The following is a 21,716-nucleotide window of genomic DNA, read 5'->3' as shown; positions in this document are numbered from 1 at the left end:
CGGACGGGCCCTCACGCCCAGCGGCGGCACCACTCGTACATGACGACGGCGGCTGCCGCGCTGGCGTTGATCGAGCGGGTCGAGCCGTACTGCTGGATCTCGACGACGCCGGTCGCAGCTTCGACCGCCTCTGCCGACAGCCCGGGGCCTTCCTGCCCGAAGAGGAGCACGCACCGCTCAGGCAGCTCGGCGTCGGGCAGCGGCACCGACCCGGGCACGTTGTCGATCGCGACGATGGGCAGCGCCTCGTCGGCGGCCCACGCGGCGAAGGCGGCGATGTCCTCGTGGTGCCGCACGTGCTGGTAGCGGTCGGTGACCATGGCCCCGCGGCGGTTCCACCGGCGCTTGCCGACGATGTGCACCTCGGCGGCGAGAAAGGCATTGGCGCTGCGCACGATCGAGCCGATGTTCATGTCGTGCTGCCAGTTCTCGATCGCGACGTGGAACCGGTGGCGGCGCGTGTCGAGGTCGGCGACGATCGCATCCATCGTCCAGTACCGGTAGGAGTCGACGACGTTGCGTCGATCGCCGTGCGCGAGCAGATCGCGGTCGTAGCGCGGGTCGTCGGGCCACTCCCCCGGCCAGGGCCCGACACCGTGCAGCACAGCGGGCTCGGCGGGGTCGGCGGGGTCGGCCGGGTCGGCGGGGTCGGTCACCGGCCCAGGCTACCCGGCGGGTACGCTGAACCCGTGGCCTCTCCCGTCGTCGACGACTACCTCAAGACGATCTACCACCACACCGAGTGGCAGGATGCCCGCATCACTCCGTCGCAGCTCGCGGCCGAGCTGGGGCTCGCCCCCTCGAGCGTGACCGAGATGGTGCAGAAGCTCGCCGCGCAGGGGCTCGTCGCACACCGCCCCTACGGACCCATCGCACTCACGGCCAATGGCCTGCGTCGCGCCGCAGCCATCATCCGTCGCCACCGGCTGATCGAGACGTGGCTCGTGCAGGAGTTCGGCTACGCGTGGGACGAAGTGCACGACGAAGCCGAGATCCTCGAGCACGCCGTGAGCGACCGGCTGCTCGAGCGCATCGACCAGCGACTCGGCCGGCCGCGGTTCGACCCGCACGGCGATGCGATCCCCGACGCCCAGGGCCGCGTCCAGCGGACGCCCTTCGTCCTGCTGTCCACCGCGGCGCCCGGGCACGCCGGGCACGTGCTGCGCGTGAGCGACCGGAACCCGGGGTTGCTGCGCGCCGTGGAGTCGGCCGGAGTCGAGGTCGGGGCGCGGGTCACGGTCGTCGACGCCGTCACGCTGCGCTTCGCGCACGGCGAGGTCACTCTTCCCGAGGGCAGCGGCGACGCGGTCTGGCTGAGCGCCTGAGCTCAGCGGCGGTTCTGCGCGGCTCGCTCGAACGCCCAGCGCACGCCCGTCGCGTCTTCGGCGACTTCCCACAGCTGCGCGCCGAGTTCGGGGTCGCGCCCGAGCCGCGAGGGCCGAGCTCGCCGCGGCGTGCCGTGCATGACGTAGCGCGGGCCCCAGAACGACCCGCCCTCGAGGCCATCGGCGGCCAGGGCATGCACGAGCGGCAGTGCACCAGCCTCTTTGGACTGCGTGATGGGCGTCTGCAGGTTGTCGGTGAACCGCGCCATGCGGCTGGGCTCGTTGACGCCCACGATGCCCGGCGAGCGCCCGCTCGTCGAATAGCCGGGGTGGGCGACGACGCTCGACACCGACACGCCCGCCTCGCGCAGTCGGCGATCGGCCTCGAGCCCGAGCGAGGTCGCGGCCACCTTGGACTGCACGTACGCGCGCCACGCAGTGTAGCCCTCGACGAGGTGGGGATCGACGGGGTTGTAGGGCCACAGTGACGTCGACACGCTGCCCACCCAGACCATGCGCCCCGCCGTGCCGGCGAGGGTCGACAGCAGCGCGCCACCGAGCGCGAAGTGGCCGAGAACGTTCGTCGCCAGCACGCGCTCGTGCCCGTCGGTCGTCGTTTCGCGGCGAGTCGGAGGGCGCACCATGCCGGCGTTGAGCAGCACGCCGTCGAGCCGGCCTCGGCCGCGCACGCTCGCCGCAGCGGCGCGCACCGAACCGTAGTTGCTCGTATCGAGCAGCATCGTCTCGACACGGTCGGCCGGCAGATCGGGGATGCGACGGTGCAGCGCCGCCCGCGCGGCGGCAAGGCGGTTCGGGCTCCGACCCGTCATGAGCACACGGGCACCGGCACGCACGAGGTGCTCGGACGAGAAGTAGCCGAGACCGGCGTTGGCCCCCGTGACGAGATACGTGCGGCCGGTCAGATCGGGAAGACTCCAAGACGGCACGATCCGACCCTACGCCGCGCGCTCGGTCGCCCGTGTCGGACGCGCGGGACGGATGCCGGGACGGCCGGCATCCGGCCGGGATAGGCTGACCGCATGCGCACGCGCGCCGACATCGAATGCTGGCTGACCGACATGGACGGCGTTCTCGTCCACGAGAACACGCCCATCCCCGGGGCGGCGGAATTGCTCGAGCACTGGCGCGACACCGGCACGCCGTTCCTCGTCCTGACGAACAACTCCATCTTCACGCCGCGCGACCTGTCCGCCCGGCTGCGGGCATCGGGTCTCATCGTTCCCGAGGCGGCGATCTGGACCTCGGCGCTCGCGACCGCAGACTTCCTGCGCGGGCAGATGCCCGGCGGCACGGCCTTCGTCATCGGCGAAGCAGGCCTCACCACGGCGCTGCACGAGGTCGGATTCATCATGACCGAGACGGCGCCGGATTACGTCGTCGTCGGCGAGACCCGGCATTACTCGTTCGAGGCGATCACGAAGGCCATCCGGCTGATCGGGGCGGGGTCCCGCTTCATCTCGACGAATCCGGATGCCACGGGCCCCTCGATCGACGGCGTCCTGCCGGCGACCGGGGCCATCTCAGCGCTCATCACGAAGGCGACCGGCATGGAGCCGTACGTCGTCGGCAAGCCGAACCCCATGATGTTCCGCTCGGCGCTGAACCGGATCGGGGCGCACTCCGAGACGACCGGGATGATCGGCGACCGCATGGACACCGACATCGTCGCCGGCATCGAGGCGGGCCTTCACACCGTGCTCGTGCTCACGGGGATCAGCGACCCGCTCGCGATCCAGCGGTTCCCCTTCCGCCCCGACGAAGTGCTCGGCTCGGTCGCGGATCTGCTTCCGGCAGAGCCGATCGAATCCGACCTGCCCGAGAACCTCTGAGCGGTGAACGAGTTCGAGCAGTCGCTGCTCTTCGTGACGAGCGGCATCGTGCTTGTGGGCACCCTCATCGCGTTCATCTGGCAGTGGTGGCGCGGTCGCGACGACGAGGACTGAGATCGATGGACGGCCTCCCAGGACGGTGCCCCCACGGCGACCGCCCTGGAGACACCGTCTTGTTCGAGATGAGGCTCAGTCCGCGGGCGGCCGGGCTCCGTACGACGCCGTCTTGACGGCCGTGACCGGGACCCCGTCGATGATCGCCGACACCGTGATCGAAACCTCACCGGCGGCGATCGAGGTCGCACGGGTGTTGAACGACACGCTCACCGTCGCCCCCGGTGCAACGCCCGTGAACGTCTTGCCGCCGAATTCGGAGGTCACGACGAGATCCACCGCGACATCCTCGTCATTGGTCACGGTCACGGAGACGACCTGCTTGCCCGCGAGCGTGCGCGGAGTCGCCGACGCCGTCACACCGGGGAGCGGCTCGGCAGCGACCAGCGAGTAGGCACCGGACTGAAGGCGCAACTGGGCCCGCCCGTCGTCGACGCCGATCATCTCCACGCCTTCTGCACGCTCGGCGGGAACCCCATCGACTGTCACGACGTGACCCTCTGCCACGGGAATCGACGTGAGAGCCGTCGTGCCCACGGGAACTTCGACATCGAGCACGAACTTCTGCTCGTCTTTGGACCACGAGGAGGAGACGGTGCCATAGGGCGTGACGGTCGACCCTGACGCGCTCGTGAGTTCGCCCACGGCTTGCGGGGCGATGGAGATCTCCTTGAATCCCGGTTCGAGCGGAGTGATTCCTGCGAGATCCTGGGCGAACCAGTCATCGATCGTCCCCAGGAAGTAGTGGTTGCGTGAGCGGTAGTCATCCCACGCCTCCCACATCGTCGTCGAACCCTCTGCCGAGTCGAACCAGCGACCCCAGCTCGGATAGTCACGCTGGGTTGCCACCGTGTATGCGAGGTCGCCGTGACCGTACTCGGTGAGCAGGGGGAGCAGGTACTTGGTACCCAGGACGCCCGTCCACAGGTGGTCGTTGCGCACGACACGAATGTCACGCGCCAGGTTGTCGACCACGGCCTGTTCCTGCCCCTCCGGCGCGAGTCCGAACTCGACGGCGAGGACGTTGTGCGTCTGCCGATAGCCCGCGACCGCATCGCGGTACACCTGCGCTGCGGCATCGAAGTACGCGGCATTGAAGGCGTCCTTGATGCGGGCCGCCTCTTCTCGAAGGCGCGCAGCGTCATCGGGCTTGTTCAGCACATCGGCCATCTCGGCGACGACATTCGTCATCTCGTAGACGTACGCGGTGGCCGCGACCTTCAGATCCTCCGGCGGGTTGGCGACATTGTCGGGCGACATGTAGTCCCCCAGGAAGCTGTCCGAAATATGCCCGACCGAGATCGAGTGCTCGAGCTCGACATAGTCGAGCATGCCCTCATAGTGCTCCTCGATGATGCTCAGATCACCGGTGTACTCGTAGACCCACCAGGGGATCAGCACGTACGCGGCGTTCCACGTGGGCGAGATGTCGTAGGCGGAGCCCCAGTTCGGGTCCGGCGCGATCGCTGCCGGGCGGCCGGTCGCCAGGCGTGAATCACTGACATCGCGCATCCACTTGGTCAAGAAGCTGTGACTGTCGAAGTTCCACAGGAACATCTCCGCGCCCACTTGCGCGTCACCCGTCCAGCCGTTCTTCTCATACGTGGGCGTGTCCGTCGGGATGTGGTGGAAGTTGTTCAACATCGTCAGCACGACGCCGTCGTGTATCGAGTTGAAGAGCGGTTCCGAGCTCTCGAACGTCGAGATCGTCTCGACGTCGGTGTGAAGCCAGCGGGCCGAGATGTCATCGACGGTCGGAGCCCGGCCGCCCGGCCAGCCGACGATCTCGATGTACTTGAAGCCCTTGTAAGAGAACTTGGGTTCCCACGTCTCTTGGCCGCCTCCCTTCAACGTGTACCGGTCGGTCTGGAACGCACCACCCGTGAATCCGGTCGCAGAGTTGATGCTGCCGTCGGCGTTAAGGCGTTCGCCGTAGCGCAACTGAACCTCGTCGCCCGCTTCACCGTTGACGGTGATGGTCGCCCATCCGGCGATCTGCTGGTCGAAGTGCGCGATGTACACGCCGGGCGAGGGTTCGGAGACCGCTGAGGGCTTCAGCGTGTCGGCGACCCGGATGGGCGGCTGCACGCGAGCGGTGAGTTCACCGACGGGTCCTTCCACCGCGCCGGCGCTCTTCCACGCAGCGTCGTCGAAGCCGGCACGGTCGACCCCCGGCACTTCGAGACGGGCGTCATAGAAGTCGCCCTCGTAGAGGGAGTCGTACGTGGTCGGTCCCTCAGCAGCACGCCAATTCGTGCTGTCGGTACCGAACTCCTCCACACTGCCGTCACGGTACTCGACGCGCACGAGCGCGCGAACCGTAGGCGAGTCCTGCACCCAGGGGGCGCGCTCCCAGCCCCAGGAGTTCTGCGTCTGCATGGAGTAGAAGCCGCGCCCGAGCTCGAACAGGAGTGCGTTGTCACCCTGATCGAGCTGATCTGTGATGTCGTGGGTGACGTAGTGCACCGTCTTGCCGTAGTCGGTGTGGCTCACGGAGAGGACCTCATCACCGACCTGCGCGCCGTTGAGTCGCGCATCCACGATTCCGCCCGCCGCCACGTAGAGACGAGCGTTCGCGATCTCGCGCCCGACCGAGAACTCGTTGCGCAGGAGGGGGGCGCCGTCGCCCGCTTCGGTCACGACGACGTTGTTCCCCCAATCACCGGAACCGTATGGCGCGTGCACGACAGCATTCGTCCAGTCCGAGTCGTCGAATCCGTACGTCGACCAGTCGCTCTGCAGTGTGGCGCTGGTCAGCCAATCCGCGCTCGTGCGGATGAGTTCGACGGTTCCGCCCAGGTATGTCAGGCGAATCGTTCCCAGCAGGCCGGCGGGCGACATCGCGCCCGAGGCGAAGTTTCGATTCTCGGCCCGCACGGCGAGCGTGTTCGTTCCCGGCCGGAGAGTGTTGAGTGACGAGACCTTGGCTTCGCGCCAGGCCTCGGAGGACTCTGAAGAACGCGCGACGACGGCACCGTCGAGGTAGGCGGTGTATTTGTCGTCGGCCGTCATGATGAGTTCCGCCGAGAGCAGTTCGAGACCCGGGTTCACCTCGAAGTCGTAGCGGAAGTAGCGCGCTCCGCTCGGCGCCGCCGGTGCGAATCCATCCGGGTACCAGATCCACGAGGACCCCGCGATCGGAGAAGCTGCAGCGCTGACCGGATCGGCGACCACGTTCCCACCCCACGGACCAGTGCCGTAGACGCCATGCGACACGACCGGAACCCAGGCTGTGTCATCGAATCCCGGTGACGCCCATCCGCTGAGCTCCTCGTGGTGCGACACCCAGCTCGCACTCTTGCCGGTCTGGATCAGCGACGAGGTGCCGTCGCTGTAGTTGATGCGGACGTTGGCGATGATCCCGGCCGGTGACTTGATGCCCACGCCGGCGGCCTCCCACGAGTTGTACGCCTCGACGGCAACGACGTTCGGGCCGGCATCGAGCGGGACGGTGAACCGCTGCGCTGACCTCCACGTGTGGTCAGCCGGAGCGCTCTGTCCGAGCAGAGAACCGTTCAGGTAGAGCTTGTACTTGTTGTCTGCCGTGAGCAGGATGTCGGCGGAGACCGCCGTCTTCCCGGCCTCGGGCTCGAGCGCGGCCCGAAAGTAGCGGCTGCCTTCGGGCGCCGTGGGCGGGGTTCCATCCGGGTACCAGACCCAGTGGGTGTCTGCCAACGTCAGCGGCGTGCGTTCGCCGTCGTCGTCGGGCGTCGGCACCGAGATCCACTCCGACGCGCTCCAGCCGGCGCTGCCGATGCCCGTCTCGAACCAGCTCGGTTCACTCCATTCGCCGGCAGAGTCGTGCTCGGTCTGCACGAGCACACGCCAGTGATAGCGGGTGGCGTCACTCAGCTCGGGGCCACCGTATTCGAGCTCTGTCGACTGATCGCCTTCGACGACACCGGTGTCCCAGACGTCGCCGTCAAGATCGGCGGATCGTTGGGCCGACGACGAGACGAGAACCCGATAGCTCGTTTGTGCGGTGGCCTTCTCGGTCGACGTGGTCTTCCACGACAATCTCGGCGTCGGGTCGTCGATTCCGAGCGGGGCGACCGTGTTGTTGACTCTGAGGTCCACGACAGCCACACCGTCGTCGACCGCCCGCGATGCGGGGACACCAGCGGTGAACACCAAGCCGACACTCAGGGCCGTTGCCAGCGAAACCGCGAGGATCGGCCGTGTTCGAGGGCGTCGCCCGGGGATGCTGACCGCGCTGCTTCCACGGGGTTCGTGGGCGGCTGTGGCTGAAGACATTCGAGTTCCGATCGTCATTGATCTGGGCGTCATGGCCCATGCAGGATCTCTGGTGCGGCGGAAATGAACCGATTCAGAGCGGGCCGTCCTACTCTGCCAGGGGACGAGCTCCGCTCACAAGAGTGAACCGTCCCGGGCCCCTCGATCGTCGAGCGGTGTCGACCCGGGGCGCCCCGACGGTTGCGTGCGGCCTGACGCACGCCTTCGCGACGCGCCAGCTCGGTGTGGCCCTGCCGGGCTACTGCGGTTCGAGCCCCAGGTCGTCGAGGTCGACGGCGGCGAGCCAGGTGAGGCCCTCGGCTTCGATCGCGGCCTGAGCCCCGGTCTTGCGGTCGACGATGACGGCGACGGCGACGGGCTCCGCACCCTCGCGGCGCAGCGCCTCGACGGCTTTGAGCGCCGACTGCCCCGTCGTCGAGGTGTCTTCGACGACGACGACGCGCTTGCCCACGATGTCGGCACCCTCGATCTGGCGGCCTCGGCCGTGGTCCTTGGGCTCCTTGCGTACGACGAAGGCGTCCAGCGGACGAGGGGTGCGCACGGATTCGTGCATGATGGCGTTCGCGATCGGGTCGGCGCCGAGCGTCAGCCCGCCGACGGCGACGATCCCGTCGACATCGCGCAGCAGGTCGAGCATGATGCGACCGATCGACGGCGCGGCGCGGTGGTCCAGCGTGAGCTTGCGCATGTCGACGTAGTAGGTCGCCTTCTTGCCGCTGGAGAGCGTGAAGTCGCCGTGGAAGACGGCTTCATCTTCGATGAGGGCGATGAGGTACTGGCGATCGGCTTCGAGCTCGGGCGTGGACGCGACGGTCATGGATGAGAGTCTAGAGAACCGCTCGTCCTAGGCTGGACCGCATGCGCCTGGCCACCTGGAACGTGAACTCCATCCGTGCTCGCGTCGACCGGATCGTCGACTTCGCCGTACGCGAGCACATCGATGTCCTGGCGATGCAGGAGATCAAGTGCAAGGTCGAGCAGTTCCCGTTCGCGGCGTTCGAAGAGGCCGGATTCCACGTCGAGGCGCACGGCTTCTCGCAATGGAACGGCGTCGCGATCGCGAGCCGCGAGCCGATCGAGAACGTGCGCACCTCGTTTCCGGGGATGCCCGGCTTCGAGAAGGGCTACGAGGGACCGGATGCACCGCAAGAGGCGCGCGCGATCGGCGCGACGATCAGCGGGGTCGAGGTGTGGAGCCTGTATGTTCCCAACGGCCGTTCGCTCGGCGACCCGCATTACTACTACAAGCTCGACTGGCTGGCCCAGCTCGCCGGTTACACACGTGACGCGCTGACCCGCGACCCCGATCTCGCTCTCGCCCTCGTCGGCGACTTCAACATCGCCCCGACCGATGCCGACAACGGCGTGCCCGAGATCGTGCAGGGGTTCTCGACGCACGTTTCACCGCCGGAGCGCGAGGCGTTCGCCGCGATTGAGGCCGCCGGCGTGCAGGACGTCGTGCGTCCGCTCGTGCCGACGGGCTTCACCTACTGGGACTACAAGCAGCTGCGGTTCCCCCGCAATCAGGGCATGCGGATCGATTTCATCCTGGGCTCGCACCAGCTGGCCGAGGCTGTGGCCGGGGCATCCATCCACCGCGACGAGCGCAAGGGCGAGGCGCCGAGCGATCACGTGCCGGTCGTGGTCGACCTCGACCTCACGGGCCCGGACGACGACGACCGTCCGATGATCTTCTAGTCGCCCGCGGTTCAGCCGGTCATGTCGCCCGTGGCGGGCCGGCCGGCCGGGGCGTAACGCAGTTCGACGACCGCGCCGCCCGTCGTCGGCGGAGCGATGAGGCGCAGGGCCGCGGGAGCCACCCCCTCGGGGAAGACCTTCTTGCCCTGCCCGAGCACGACGGGATGCACCCAGAGCTTGAGCTCGTCGTACGCCTCGGCGGCCAGGAGGGACTGCACGAAGTCGATGCTGCCGATGACGTGGATATCGTCGTGGCGCTCACGCAGCGCCGCGACGGCTGCGGGGGCATCCGGTCCGAGCAGCGACGATCCCGCCCACGTCAGGTCGACGCCGCGGCGTGAGGCGACGTACTTCGGGATCTCTGCGAATCGGCGGCCGATGGGGTTGTCACGGTGCTTCGGCCAGTAATCGGCGAAGATGTCGTACGTGCGCCGTCCCAGCACGAGTGCGTCCATGCTGGCGATCCCGGCGCCCACGCGCTCGTCGATGACGGCGTCGTCGATGGGGGCCTGCCAGCCGCCGAAGGGGAATCCGTTCGACGGATCCTCGTTGGGACCGCCCGGCGCTTGAGCGACGCCGTCGAGCGTCGTGAAGAGGTCGATCGTGATGCGTCCGGTCATGATGGACTCCGTTTCAGGCCGCCGTGACGACGACGGGATCCGACGCGGGAAGTCTCGGCGTAGCGCTCGAGCAAGACCATCATGCTCGTAAGAAAAAACAAGACCTGTCAAGAGCAAGCAGGAACTCCGTCGCGCGGCGGATGTCGCGCGTCGTCCTCCCCCGTACGGTGGAAGGATGCCCGACCACGCCCTCCCCGGCGCCACGGCGCCCGTTCAGCGCACGCCGGTGACCCCCGAGGGGCTCCGCCACGACGTCTGGCTCGCCGGCGGGCTTCTCGTCGCCGGCATCCTCAGCATGGCTCTCGGCTCGGTCGCCGGGGTCTACGGGACCGACTCGCCGCACCTCGCGTGGGGCATCCTCTACGCCCTCGCACTGACCGCGCCCCTCGCGCTGCGCCGGCGCTTTCCCGAGATCGTGGCTCTCGTCGTCGCGCTCGTCTTCTTCGTCGGCGTGACGGTGCAGATCCCCGAACTCTACGTCGGCAACGTCGCCGTCTTCATCGCGATGTACACCGTGGGCGCGTGGGTCGACAACCGGCGCCGGGCGACCGTCGTGCGTGTCGTTGTCATCGTCGCGATGTTCGTGTGGCTGCTCGTGACGATGTTCCAGGCCGCGATCGCCCCCGGCGATGAGGGCCTGTCGCGCGTGGGGCTGTTCTCGCCGTTCGTCGCCTTCATGCTCATGCAGCTGCTCATCAACGTCGCCTTCTTCGGCGGCGCGTACTACATGGGCGATCGGGCGTACGCCTCGGCACTCGAACGGACGGCGCTCGAGGAGCGCACGCGCGAACTCGAAGCCGAGCGCGAAGTCACCGCCGCCCAGGCCGTCGCCCTCGATCGCGTGCGCATCGCTCGAGAGCTGCACGATGTCGTCGCGCACCACGTCTCGGCGATGGGCGTGCAGGCGGGCGCGGCGCGCGCCGTTCTCGACCGGGATCCCGACGCCACCCGCACCGCCCTCGTGACCGTCGAGGAATCCTCCCGCTCGGCGCTGGGAGAGCTGCGGCATCTGCTCGAGACGCTGCGCACGTCGGCCGGCGACACCCCCGACGCCTCGACCCTGCGCATCGACGCGATCCCCGCCCTCGTCGCACACGCGAACGAGAACGGACTCACAACGACCCTCACGGTCGTCGGCGACCCCGTCCCCCTGCCCGACGTGACGCAGGTCAACCTCTACCGCATCACGCAGGAAGCGCTCACGAATGCCCGGCGTCACGCCGGACCGGATGCCACCGCCGACGTGCGCCTGCGGTACGCACACGGCTCAGTCGAGCTCGAGATCGCCAACACGGGGCGGGGTTCGGGCCTCATCGCGCCGGGCCTCGGACTCGTCGGCATGCGCGAGCGCGCCGCGGCCTCGGGCGGCACGCTCGAATACGGGCCCCGAAATCGCGGCGGATTCCTCGTGCGGGCGCACGTGCCGACGGGTGTCCTCGCATGATCGGCGTGCTGCTGGTCGATGACCACGCCGTCATGCGGGCGGGATTCCGGATGATCTTGGAGGCCGCGGGCGGGATCCGCATCGTCGGTGAGGCCGCAGACGGCGTCGAGGCCGTGGCTGCGGCATCCGCTCTTCGCCCCGACGTCATCTGCATGGACGTGCAGATGCCCACGATGGACGGGCTCGAGGCGACGCGGCGCATCGTCGCGGATGCCGCCGTTGGCGCCGCCGTCGTGATCGTGACGACGTTCGACCGCGACGATTACCTGTTCGCGGCGCTCGGCGCCGGTGCGAGCGGGTTCCTACTCAAGAACGCCGGCCCCGAAGAGCTCGTCTCGGCCGTCCGCGTCGCCGCCGCCGGCGATGCGCTGCTCGCCCCCGAGGTGACGAAGCGGGTGATCGAGCGCTTCGCGGCGACTCCCGCACCGGCCGCGGCCGAGGCACCCGCGCACGACGCGCTCGCAGAGGGACTCACCGAGCGCGAAGCCGAGGTGCTGCGGCTCGTCGCGCGGGCGATGAGCAACGCCGAGATCGCCGCGCAGCTCTACATCGGCGAGGCGACCGTCAAGACGCACGTCTCGAACGTGCTGCAGAAGCTCGGCGCGCGCGATCGGGTCGCCGCGGTCGTCTACGCCCACCGGCACGGTCTGACCTGAGATCGGCCGCTCCGACGACGATCGGCCGCAAGGCGGCACCCGACGGCGAGACAGCGGGGAACCCCGCCGACTCCGCCCGACGATGCCGACTCGCGACCGATCAGTCAGTCAGTCTCGCGACGCGGTCAGGCGGCGACGGCGACGCGCGCGTAGCGGTCGATGAGGGCGTTGAACGCCTCGAGGTAGCCCACGAGGAACTCGGCGGTCTGGTCGTTCGTGACCTCGCCGTCATCGGTGAACAGGCCCGGAAGCGACTGGACGTAGCCCTCGGGCTGGCCGAGCGTCGGAGCGTTGTAGTGGCTCAGGATCGCCTTCAGGTGCTGCTGCGCAGCGGCGGTCGCGATACCGCCGGCCGACGTGCCGATGACGGCCGTCGGCTTGCCGTCGAACGAGGCCTGGCCCCACGGGCGCGCCGACCAGTCGAGCGCGTTCTTGAGGACGCCGGGGATCGAACGGCTGTACTCGGGCGTGACGATGATGACGCCGTCCACGTCGGCGATCGCCTGCTTGTAGTCCCGCGCGACCTGCGGGAAGTCCGCGTCGTGGTCGGGCGAGTAGAACGGCAGATCCGCGATCGGGATCTCGACGAGCGTCGTGCCCTCGGGAGCCAGCCGCTCCAGCGCCTTGGCGAGGCGCCGGTTGATCGAGGTCGATGAGATGCTGCCGACGATGTAGCCGATGGTCCGATCGGTCATTGCGTGATTCCTCCGTGAAAAAGAATGGGGATCCCCGTGGGGACCACCGTGGACGTTCCCCAGAGCCAACCGGGGATCGACCGCGTTCTATTCCCGCGCATGAAGAGGGGTGCCGACTCCTCCCTCGGGGGGAGCCTCAACACCCGCCCCTCGGGGGAGGACGGCCGCGCGACCGATCCGTAGCGTTGATCCCGTCCGAAGACCGAAAGGCGGATCATGCTGAGCCTCAGCGGCATCACCAAGAGCTACGGCGCGCGCCGTGTGCTCGACGACATCACGTTCGACGTGCGGCCGGGCCGGCTCACGGGGTTCGTCGGCGGCAACGGCGCCGGCAAGACCACGACGATGCGCATCATCCTCGGCGTGCTCTCGAAGGACGACGGCACCGTGACGCTCGACGGCGTCGATGTCACGGCATCCGACCGTCGCTCCTTCGGCTACATGCCCGAAGAGCGCGGGCTCTATCCGAAGATGAAAGTGCTCGAGCACATCGTGTACCTCGCGCGCCTGCACGGCTTCTCGAAGACGGATGCCGCCGCCCGCGCGCAGTCCCTGCTCGAGGAGCTGGGACTCGGCGAGCGCCTCCATGACAACGTCGAGACGCTCTCGCTCGGAAATCAGCAGCGCGCCCAGATCGCGGCGGCGCTCGTGCACGACCCGAAGGTGCTGATCCTCGACGAGCCGTTCTCGGGCCTGGATCCGCTTGCCGTCGATGTCGTCGCGAACGTGCTGCAGCAGCGGGCCGCCGCCGGAGCTTCGGTGCTCTTCTCGTCGCACCAGCTCGACGTGGTCGAGCGGCTGTGCGACGACCTCGTCATCATCGCCGGCGGAGCGATCCGTGCGTCGGGCGCCCGCGACGCTCTGCGCGCCGAATACTCCACGCGCCGCTTCGAGCTCGTCTCTACCGGCGACGCGGGCTGGCTGCGCGACGAGCCGGGCGTCGAGGTGCTCGACTTCGACGGCGGGTATGCCGTGTTCGACGCCGACTCCGATGAGACCGCGCAGCGGGTTCTGCGCCGCGCCGTCGCCCAGGGCGACGTCGCGAGCTTCGCCCCGCAGCATCCGTCTCTCGCCCAGATCTTCAAGGAGGTCATCCAGTGACCACGCAGACCCACGCCCGCCGGACGCCCGCCGTCACCGCGCCGAGCTTCGCGCAGAGCACGTGGCTCGTCGCCGAGCGTGAGATCGGCTCGAAGCTGCGCAGCAAGTCGTTCCTCATCTCGTTCGCGATCCTCTTCGCCATCGCGCTGGCCGCTGTGCTGTGGGCAGGCTTCGCGGCGAGCAGCGGCGGGGGGACTCCCGTCGCCGTGACCGCCGATGCGCAGCCGTATGTGCCGCCGACGACGGGCCTCGACATCACCGAGGTCGCGGATCGAGCCGCCGCCGAAGAGCTGGTGCGCGCGGGCGATGTCGATGTCGCCCTCGTGGGTGACTCGTCGTCGCCGGTCGGGTTCGTCGTGCTCGCCGAGAATGACGTGTCGTCGACGCTCCTGCTCGGCCTGTCGGTGCCGCCGCCGGTCGAACTGCTCGATCCCGAGAACGCGCCCAACTTCCTCGGATACATCGCCGCGATCGGCTTCGGGATCATCTTCCTGTTCTCGGCGCAGCTGTTCGGCGCGACGATCGCCCAGTCCGTCGTCGAAGAGAAGCAGACGCGCGTCGTCGAGCTGCTCATCTCGGCGATCCCGGTGCGCGCGCTTCTGGCGGGCAAGGTCATCGGCAACACGATCCTCGCGATGGCGCAGCTGCTGATCCTGGCGGCGATAGCGGTCGTGGGACTGACGGTCACAGGGCAGACCGAGTTGCTGCGGGGGCTCGGCGCACCGATCGCCTGGTTCGCCATCTTCTTCCTCTTCGGGTTCGTTCTGCTCGCCGCGCTGTTCGCGGCGGCGGCGGCGATGGTGTCGCGCCAGGAGGACATCGGCTCGACCACGACGCCGCTGATGTTCCTCATCATGGGTCCGTACTTCCTCGTGATCTTCTTCTGGAACAACCCCGCCGTGCTGTCGGTCATGTCGTACGTGCCGTTCTCCGCGCCGGTGGGCATGCCGATGCGGATGTTCCTGGGCCAGGCCGAGTGGTGGGAGCCGCTGCTCTCGCTCGCGATCCTGCTCGTGACGTGCGTCGCGGCGATCCTCGTCGGAGCGAAGATCTACCAGAACTCGCTCCTGCGCATGGGCGCTCGCGTCAAGCTCACCGAGGCCCTGCGCGGCTGACCCGTACGGCGGCATCGACGGGCCGAGATGGTGGGGGGACCCCGCCGTCTCGGCCCGCCACAATAGACGTCCCGTTCACCCCGCGCCAGACCGCGCGCCAGCGGCTTCGCGCGGTTTATCGTGAACCATGCGCCCGAGCGTCCTGTCCATCGGCACTGCCGTTCCCCCGACGTCTCTCGCGCAGGATGCCGTGCGCGACCTGTTCGCGAGCCAGCCCGGCATCGACCGCCGTGCGCGGCGCCTCATCCACGCCGCGTTCGGCGCATCCGCCATCGAGTCGCGCCGCACGGTGCTTCCCGATCTCGCGGGTCAGCCCGCCACACACCTTCCGGTCGTGAGCGAGGACGGCGTGCTTCTGGCTCCTCCGACGGGTGCGCGCAACGACGAGTACCGGCGCAGCGCTCCCCCCCTGTTCGCCGCCGCATCCGGTGCCGCGATCGCGCGAGCAGGGATCGAGGCGCGCGCGATCACACATGTCGTGACGGTCTCGTGCACCGGTCTCTACGCGCCCGGACCCGACGTCGAGCTCGTGCGCGACCTGTCGCTCGACGCGGGAGTGCAGCGCTACCACCTCGGCTTCGTCGGGTGCGCTGCCGCCGTACCCGCTCTTCGCCTGGCAGGACACATCGCAGCGAGCGACCCCACCGCGGTCGTGCTGGTGGCGACCGCCGAGCTGTGTTCACTGCACCTGCGCAGTTCGTCCGATCCCGAGCAGATCGTCGCCGCCTCGGTCTTCGCCGACGGCGCCGCGGCCGCGATCGTGACGGCCGACCCGGCATACGAGAGTGCTGAGCGCCTCGAACTCGACGGGTTCCAGACCCAGCTGCTGCCGGACGGCGAGAAGGAGATGCAGTGGACGATCGGCGACACCGGGTTCGAGATGACCCTGACGGCGCAGGTGCCCCGCCTCGTCGGCGCACACGCGCGCTCGTCGCTTCCTGTGCTGCTGACCTCGCACGGCATCGATGTGTGGGCCGTGCATCCGGGTGGGCGCAGCATCCTCGATCGCGTCGAAGAGGCGCTCGGCGCGCCGACTGACGCGCTTCAGGCGTCGCGCGACGTGCTGCGCCGTTACGGCAACATGTCGAGCTCGACGATCCTCTTCGTCCTGGACGAACTGTGGTCGCAGCACACCGCCGACGGCGCGCGGATCGGCGCGATGGCCTTCGGGCCGGGGCTCACGGTCGAGGCGGCCCGCCTCGTGCGGCGTGCGGCACGAGTGCCCGTTCCGACGACGGCCCGCGACCTCGAGACGGTGGCCGGATGACGGCGGACGCCCCCGTGGATCTGCGTCGGCGGGACCGGCATGTCCGCGAGCTCATGGACGACCCGGCGTGCGATCCGCAGTTGCTCGCGGCGACATACGCGCGCTTCGCCGTGGTGAACCGGCTCATCTCGGGGTGGGGGCGTGTCTACCGCGACCGTCTGCGACCTTTTCTTCGGCAGCTCGACCGCCCCGCCCGCGTGCTCGATCTGGGCTCGGGTGGTGGCGACCTCCTCCGGCGTCTGGACGGGCTGGCCCGCGCCGATGGACTGAGCGTCGAGTGGGTGGGTGCCGATCCAGACCCCCGTGCCCTCGACGCATCCCTTCCCACACCGGGCATCGTGCACGTGCAGGCGACGTCTGATGACCTGCGTCGTGCCGACGAGCGCTTCGATGCCGTGCTCTCGAACCACGTGCTGCACCACCTGTCAGACGACGAGCTGCCCCGCTTCGCCGAGGACTCCCTCGCGCTCTCATCGGGCATCGTCCTGCACTCCGACATCGCCCGCAGCCGGCGCGCGTACGGCCTGTTCGCCGTCGGCATCACTCCGCTCGCGCGCGGCACGTTCCTGCGCACCGACGGGCTGCGCTCGATCCGGCGCAGCTACACGCGCGCAGAGTTGCAGCGCGCGCTGGGCGCACCGTGGCACGTCACCGAACCCGCCGCATTCCGCTTGCTCGCCGTCGGCGGCGAGCGTGCCTGACGTCGTCGTCGTCGGCGCGGGCCCGGTCGGTCTCCTGCTCGCCGGTGAGCTCACCCGCCACGGCGTCGAGGTCGAAGTGCTCGATCGACGTCCGTCGGCGGCGGGGGGCTCGCGGGCGATCGGCGTGCATTCGCCCGCGCTGGCGGCGCTCGAGGCGAGCGGTGTCACGGAACGTCTGCTCAGCGAGGCGACACGGGTGACGCGCGGCGAGGCCCGCTCGGGCGAACGCCTTCTCGGCATCGTGCGCTTCGATCGGATGTCGACGCGGTTCCCGTTCGTCGCGACGCTTCCGCAGTCGGCGACCGAAGGCGCACTCGCTGCGCGCACCCCGACGCCTGCGCGGGGCACGCACGTGACCGCGGTGCGCCCGTGCGATGACCGGGTGATCGTCCGTGCGAGCGCCGGTGACCGCACCGTCGAGCGAGAGCCTCGGATCGTCGTCGTCGCGACGGGTGCCGGCGGTCGCGACCTCGTCCTGCGCCAGACCGCCACGCGCGTGCACGCGTACCCTGACCGGTACGTCATGGCAGACGCCGTCGCCCCCGGATCGTCGGATGTCGCCGTCGTGCACCTCGACGCGGGCGGAGTGCTCGAGTCGTTCCCGCTGCCCGGTGGGCAACGCCGTTTCGTCGCGTCGGACGCGGCCGACGCCGACCCGGAGCCCGCGGCCCGTCTCGCTCGCCTGCGGGCAGCGGTGGCGGCGCGCGGCCTCGACCCGTCGGGCATCGCCACGGCGACGGGCTTCGGCGTGCGGCGCTTCGTCGCTCCGCGGCTGCGCAACGGGCGGGTGTTCGTCATCGGCGACGCCGCCCACGAAGTGAGCCCCATCGGCGGTCAGGGCATGAATCTCGGCTTCCTCGACGCGGCCACGCTCGCGCCGCTCCTGGCGGAGTGGGTGCACGCGGGGGTCGCGCCCGACGCCGACCTCGCCCGGTGGGAACGTCGGCGCGTGGCATCCGCCCGCACGGCCGCACGGCTCGCCGCCGTGAACACGGCGGTCGGCAGATCGCTCGGTCGCGGCGACGCTGTGCGACGCGTCGGGGTGCGTGCGATGCTCGCGCCGCCACTGCGGCCCGCGCTCGCGCGGGCGTACGCGATGGGGTTGGACCGCGACGCGCGGTCCTTCGGCTGAGGCGCTCCGCCGGTTCAGCCCGACAGCGCCGATCCCGAGGCGACGAGCTGCGCCGCGAGCAGGAGCGCCGCGAGCATGACGAGGCGGAAGAGGATGCGCGCCGGGGGCCTGATGACCGCGCGGACCACCGTGGCGACCGCGACGAGGAGCACTCCCGCGAAGAACACCCACGACAGCGGCGTTATGGCCGCCGGGTCTCCCGCGGCCGGGCCGAGCAGCACGGCGAGGGCCCCTCCGCTCACGGCGACGGCCGCGATGACGGCAGACCACCGCGGGCCGATCCGGTGCGGCAGACCCCGCACGCCCGTGCGCGCATCGTCATCGAGGTCGGGCAGCACGTTCGTGAGATGCACGGCGACGCCGAAGGCGGCCCCGGCGATCCACGCCCATCCCGCGGCGAAGGCCGGGTCGGCCGCCGAGAGCGGCGCGAGCGAGGGGAAGACGCCGAAGCTCACCATGAAGGGCACGACCGAGACGGCGGTGGCCTTGAGCCCCGCGTTGTACGACCAGCCCGATCCCAGCAGAAGAGCGTGCGCTGCCAGCATCCGCCAATCGAGGATGTCGGACAGCGCGAGTGCGATCGCGAGGGTGCCCCATGCCGCGATCCACGCGGTGCGAAGGCTCACGTCGCCGCGCGCGAGGGGTTTGTCGGTACGGCCGACGGCGCGATCACGGCCCGCGTCGAACGCGTCGTTCGAGATGCCGATCGACAGCTGCCCCGCGAACACGGCGATCGTCAGCAGCGCGAGTCGCCACAGGTCGAGCGAGACCGCGAGACCGAGGGCGAGCGCGAGGGCGGTCACGACGAGCGTCGGCCCGGGGTGGGATGATCCCCACAGTCCTCGTATGACGCTCACGCTCGATACTCTCACGTCCACGCGCTCTCGCCGCGAGCGCGCAGGCAGCGCCCTGTGTGGGGTCAGCCGACCTTACGGCGGGCGCGGACGATACCGGCGATCGCCGCCGCGAACGCGACGATCAGGGCCACGAAGCCGACGAGTACGGCCATGAGGGCGATGACGTTGGATGCGTCATCCGACAGGGCGCCGCCTGTCCACACCGTGAGCGCCGAGCCCACTTCGCCGTCGTCGCCGCCGTCGACGAGAGTGACCGCGAACACGACGAGCGCTGCCCACAGCACCCACGTCGCCGCGGTGTAGACCGTGCGCGTGGCCTTCGCGGCGCGCACCTCACGGTCGAACAGCGTCAGAACGGGCGGCACGTACAGCGCGATGATCCCGAAGAGGCCGAACCAGACGCCGATCACCATCATCCAGCCCAGCGGCGAGCCGACGATCCCTCGCCCCACGATGACGAACAGGGGCAGGAGGAGCGCGAGAATCCACTGCGCGACGAAGACGAAACGGCCGGAGGTTGCGATGTGCATCCCCCGACCGTATCGGCTATCGCGGTCAGTCCTCGATCAGCTCGGCGTCGACGATCTCCTCGTCCATCGGGGGCATGCGCTCGCTCGTGAGCACGAGCGTCGCTCCGTCGGCGGCGACATCGACGCGCACGGCGTCGCCGTCGTGGATGCCCCCGCCGAGGATCGCCATCGCGAGGCGGTCCTGGATCTCGGACTGGATGAGCCGGCGCAGCGGCCGCGCCCCGAACAACGGGTCGTATCCGCGTTCGGCCAGCCACGCGCGGGCATCCGGCGTCACAGCGAGTGTCAGGCGACGGTCCTTGAGGCGGCGTTGCAGCGCATCGACGGACAGTTCGACGATCTGCGCGAGGTCGTCCTCGGTGAGAGCGTGGAACACGACGGTGTCGTCGAGCCGGTTGACGAACTCCGGGCGGAACGTCTGGCGCACGAGCGCCAGCACCTGCTCGCGCTTCTGCTCGGTCGTCAGGGTCGGGTCGATCAGGATCGGTGAGCCGAGGTTCGACGTCAGGATCAGGATGACGTTCGTGAAGTCGACCGTCCGGCCCTGGCCGTCGGTGAGGCGCCCGTCGTCCATGACCTGTAGCAGCACGTCGAACACTTCGGGATGCGCCTTCTCGACCTCGTCGAGAAGAACGACCGAGTACGGACGCCGTCGCACGGCCTCGGTCAGCTGCCCGCCCTGCTCGTAGCCGACGTACCCCGGAGGGGCACCGACGAGGCGGGAGACCGAGTGCTTCTCGCCGTACTCCGACATGTCGATGCGCACCATGGCGTGCTCGTCGTCGAAGAGGAACTCGGCGAGCGCTTTGGCGAGCTCGGTCTTGCCGACGCCGGTCGGGCCGAGGAACAGGAACGAGCCGGTCGGACGCTGCGGGTCGCTGATGCCGGCGCGCGAGCGGCGCACGGCATCGGAGACGGTCTTGACGGCGTCCTTCTGCCCGATGATCCGCTTGCCCAGCTCGCTCTCGAGGTGAAGCAGCTTCTCGGTCTCGCCCTGCAGCAGGCGCCCGACGGGGATGCCGGTCCACGCGGCGATGACTTTGGCGATGTCCTCATCGGTCACCTGGTCACCGACCATCCGGTCGTCGCTGCTCTCGGCCTTCTCTGCGTCCATGAGCTTGCGCTCGAGCGCGGGGATGTCGGCATAGAGCAGCCGTGACGCCCGTTCGAGGTTGCCCTCGCGCTGCGCGCGATCGGCTTCGATGCGGGCGGCATCCAGCTGGGTCTTGAGGTCACCGACGAGGTTGAGCGATGCGCGCTCCTGCTCCCAGCGGTTCTGCAGCTCGGCGAGACGGCCTTGTTCGGTCTTGAGCGTTTCGCGCAGTGTCGCGAGGCGCTCTTTCGACGCGTCGTCCTTCTCGCGCTTGAGTGCCATCTCTTCGAGCTTGAGCCGGTCGACGTGCCGCCGCAGCTCGTCGATCACGAGCGGTGCCGAGTCGATCTCCATGCGCAGCCGCGACGCGGCTTCGTCGATGAGGTCGATCGCCTTGTCGGGCAGCTGGCGCGAGGGGATGTAGCGATTCGACAGGGATGCCGCAGCCACCAGCGCGCCGTCGGCGATCGCCACCTTGTGGTGGGCTTCGTAGCGCTCCTTGAGCCCGCGAAGGATCGCGATCGTGTCTTCGACACTGGGCTCGCCGACGTACACCTGCTGGAAGCGGCGCTCAAGCGCGGCATCCTTCTCGATGAACTCGCGGTACTCGTTGAGCGTCGTCGCGCCGATGAGGCGCAGCTCGCCGCGCGCGAGCATGGGCTTGAGCATGTTGGATGCCGCCACCGAGCCCTCGCCGCCACCCGCACCCATGAGCACGTGCAGCTCATCGATGAAGGTGATCACCTGGCCTTCGGACTCGGTGATCTCTTTGAGCACGTTCTTGAGTCGCTCTTCGAACTGACCGCGGTACATCGCGCCGGCGACGAGGGCGGACATGTCGAGGCTGATGAGTTCTTTGCCCTTGAGCGACTCGGCGACATCGCCCGCGACGATGCGCTGGGCGAGACCTTCGACGACGGCCGTCTTGCCGACGCCGGGTTCGCCGATCAGGACGGGGTTGTTCTTGGTGCGGCGGGTCAGCACCTGGCTGACGCGGCGGATCTCGCTGTCTCGCCCGATGACGGGGTCGAGCTTGCCCTGGCGGGCTCGGTCGGTGAGGTTGATCCCGAACTGCTCGAGGGCACTCTGCTGGTCGTCCTGCCCGGGCTGGGGCTGTGCGTTCATGGGAGCTCCTGAGGCCTGAGGGCTCAAAGGTTGAGCCGAGTTGACTCAAGTTTAGCGCAGGGGGCTCCATCGCGGCAAGGGTCTGCGCCGCCGCCCACCGGCGCGCGGGCACAGCGAGACCATCGCCGCGTGCGCGACG

Annotated in this window: 19 protein-coding genes; 10 read left to right on the top strand and 9 right to left on the bottom strand. The window is 69.2% G+C overall.

Annotation, left to right across the window (positions count from 1 at the left end):
- Positions 1-11: 11 nt before the first annotated feature.
- Positions 12-656, bottom strand: coding sequence for a TrmH family RNA methyltransferase (locus AC25Y0_RS08660; RefSeq protein ID WP_488123556.1), 645 nt, complete (start codon positions 654-656; stop codon positions 12-14).
- 33 nt (positions 657-689) lie between these two features.
- Here AC25Y0_RS08660 and AC25Y0_RS08655 point away from each other — a divergent pair, with 33 nt between their 5' ends.
- On the top strand, positions 690-1,325 hold the full coding sequence (locus AC25Y0_RS08655; RefSeq protein ID WP_488123557.1) for a metal-dependent transcriptional regulator: 636 nt from the start codon (positions 690-692) through the stop codon (positions 1,323-1,325).
- 2 nt (positions 1,326-1,327) lie between these two features.
- Here AC25Y0_RS08655 and AC25Y0_RS08650 read toward each other — a convergent pair whose 3' ends face one another.
- Positions 1,328-2,272 (bottom strand): SDR family NAD(P)-dependent oxidoreductase, encoded by a 945-nt coding sequence (locus AC25Y0_RS08650; protein WP_488134508.1) that lies wholly within the window; start codon positions 2,270-2,272, stop codon positions 1,328-1,330.
- Positions 2,273-2,365: 93 nt separating this feature from the next.
- On the opposite strand from AC25Y0_RS08650, the gene AC25Y0_RS08645 reads away from it, so the two are divergent.
- The gene (locus AC25Y0_RS08645; protein ID WP_488123559.1) at positions 2,366-3,175 is read left to right on the top strand and encodes an HAD-IIA family hydrolase; all 810 of its coding nucleotides are present in this window, start codon (positions 2,366-2,368) and stop codon (positions 3,173-3,175) included.
- A gap of 189 nt (positions 3,176-3,364) precedes the next feature.
- Here the strand turns inward: AC25Y0_RS08645 and AC25Y0_RS08640 are convergent, their stop codons facing one another.
- The gene (locus AC25Y0_RS08640; RefSeq protein WP_488123560.1) at positions 3,365-7,420 is read right to left on the bottom strand and encodes a family 78 glycoside hydrolase catalytic domain; all 4,056 of its coding nucleotides are present in this window, start codon (positions 7,418-7,420) and stop codon (positions 3,365-3,367) included.
- 361 nt (positions 7,421-7,781) lie between these two features.
- Positions 7,782-8,360, bottom strand: coding sequence for an orotate phosphoribosyltransferase (gene pyrE / locus AC25Y0_RS08635; protein ID WP_488123561.1), 579 nt, complete (start codon positions 8,358-8,360; stop codon positions 7,782-7,784).
- 41 nt (positions 8,361-8,401) lie between these two features.
- On the opposite strand from pyrE, the gene AC25Y0_RS08630 reads away from it, so the two are divergent.
- Entirely contained in the window at positions 8,402-9,241 is an 840-nt protein-coding gene (locus tag AC25Y0_RS08630; protein ID WP_488123562.1) for an exodeoxyribonuclease III, read from the top strand.
- 11 nt (positions 9,242-9,252) lie between these two features.
- On the opposite strand, the gene AC25Y0_RS08625 is transcribed toward AC25Y0_RS08630, so the two are convergent.
- Complete coding sequence (locus AC25Y0_RS08625; RefSeq protein WP_488123563.1) at positions 9,253-9,861, bottom strand: dihydrofolate reductase family protein; 609 nt, start codon at positions 9,859-9,861, stop codon at positions 9,253-9,255.
- A gap of 175 nt (positions 9,862-10,036) precedes the next feature.
- Here AC25Y0_RS08625 and AC25Y0_RS08620 point away from each other — a divergent pair, with 175 nt between their 5' ends.
- Both AC25Y0_RS08620 and AC25Y0_RS08615 read left to right on the top strand, forming a co-directional pair.
- A complete protein-coding gene (locus tag AC25Y0_RS08620) occupies positions 10,037-11,305 on the top strand; it encodes a sensor histidine kinase (protein WP_488123564.1) in 1,269 nt (422 codons plus the stop codon).
- On the top strand, positions 11,302-11,961 hold the full coding sequence (locus AC25Y0_RS08615) for a response regulator (RefSeq protein WP_488123565.1): 660 nt from the start codon (positions 11,302-11,304) through the stop codon (positions 11,959-11,961). The genes AC25Y0_RS08620 and AC25Y0_RS08615 overlap by 4 nt, the downstream gene beginning before the upstream one ends.
- A gap of 125 nt (positions 11,962-12,086) precedes the next feature.
- Here AC25Y0_RS08615 and AC25Y0_RS08610 read toward each other — a convergent pair whose 3' ends face one another.
- Positions 12,087-12,656, bottom strand: a complete 570-nt coding sequence (locus tag AC25Y0_RS08610; RefSeq protein WP_488123566.1) for an NADPH-dependent FMN reductase — start codon at positions 12,654-12,656, stop codon at positions 12,087-12,089.
- A 216-nt stretch (positions 12,657-12,872) separates the two neighbouring features.
- Here AC25Y0_RS08610 and AC25Y0_RS08605 point away from each other — a divergent pair, with 216 nt between their 5' ends.
- From AC25Y0_RS08605 to AC25Y0_RS08585, 5 genes are all read left to right on the top strand, one after another.
- On the top strand, positions 12,873-13,757 hold the full coding sequence (locus tag AC25Y0_RS08605; protein ID WP_488123567.1) for an ABC transporter ATP-binding protein: 885 nt from the start codon (positions 12,873-12,875) through the stop codon (positions 13,755-13,757).
- On the top strand, positions 13,754-14,872 hold the full coding sequence (locus AC25Y0_RS08600; protein WP_488123568.1) for an ABC transporter permease: 1,119 nt from the start codon (positions 13,754-13,756) through the stop codon (positions 14,870-14,872). Before AC25Y0_RS08605 ends, AC25Y0_RS08600 begins: the two co-directional genes overlap by 4 nt.
- A gap of 127 nt (positions 14,873-14,999) precedes the next feature.
- Positions 15,000-16,139 carry a type III polyketide synthase gene (locus AC25Y0_RS08595; protein WP_488123569.1) on the top strand — a complete coding sequence of 380 codons (1,140 nt, stop codon included), beginning with the start codon at positions 15,000-15,002 and terminating at the stop codon, positions 16,137-16,139.
- Entirely contained in the window at positions 16,136-16,840 is a 705-nt protein-coding gene (locus tag AC25Y0_RS08590; RefSeq protein WP_488123570.1) for a methyltransferase domain-containing protein, read from the top strand. The genes AC25Y0_RS08595 and AC25Y0_RS08590 overlap by 4 nt, the downstream gene beginning before the upstream one ends.
- Complete coding sequence (locus AC25Y0_RS08585; protein WP_488123571.1) at positions 16,833-17,972, top strand: FAD-dependent oxidoreductase; 1,140 nt, start codon at positions 16,833-16,835, stop codon at positions 17,970-17,972. The genes AC25Y0_RS08590 and AC25Y0_RS08585 overlap by 8 nt, the downstream gene beginning before the upstream one ends.
- A gap of 14 nt (positions 17,973-17,986) precedes the next feature.
- Here the strand turns inward: AC25Y0_RS08585 and AC25Y0_RS08580 are convergent, their stop codons facing one another.
- From AC25Y0_RS08580 to AC25Y0_RS08570, 3 genes are all read right to left on the bottom strand, one after another.
- A complete protein-coding gene (locus AC25Y0_RS08580) occupies positions 17,987-18,829 on the bottom strand; it encodes a UbiA family prenyltransferase (RefSeq protein ID WP_488123572.1) in 843 nt (280 codons plus the stop codon).
- Between the two features lie 62 nt (positions 18,830-18,891).
- Positions 18,892-19,359, bottom strand: coding sequence for a hypothetical protein (locus AC25Y0_RS08575; RefSeq protein WP_488123573.1), 468 nt, complete (start codon positions 19,357-19,359; stop codon positions 18,892-18,894).
- A gap of 25 nt (positions 19,360-19,384) precedes the next feature.
- Entirely contained in the window at positions 19,385-21,577 is a 2,193-nt protein-coding gene (locus AC25Y0_RS08570) for an ATP-dependent Clp protease ATP-binding subunit (RefSeq protein ID WP_488123574.1), read from the bottom strand.
- Positions 21,578-21,716: the final 139 nt, after the last annotated feature.

The sequence above is a fragment of the Microbacterium sp. Y547 genome, assembly GCF_057669785.1.
Note: the sequence above shows the minus strand (reverse complement) of the source record. Positions and strands in the feature narration are given on the sequence as shown.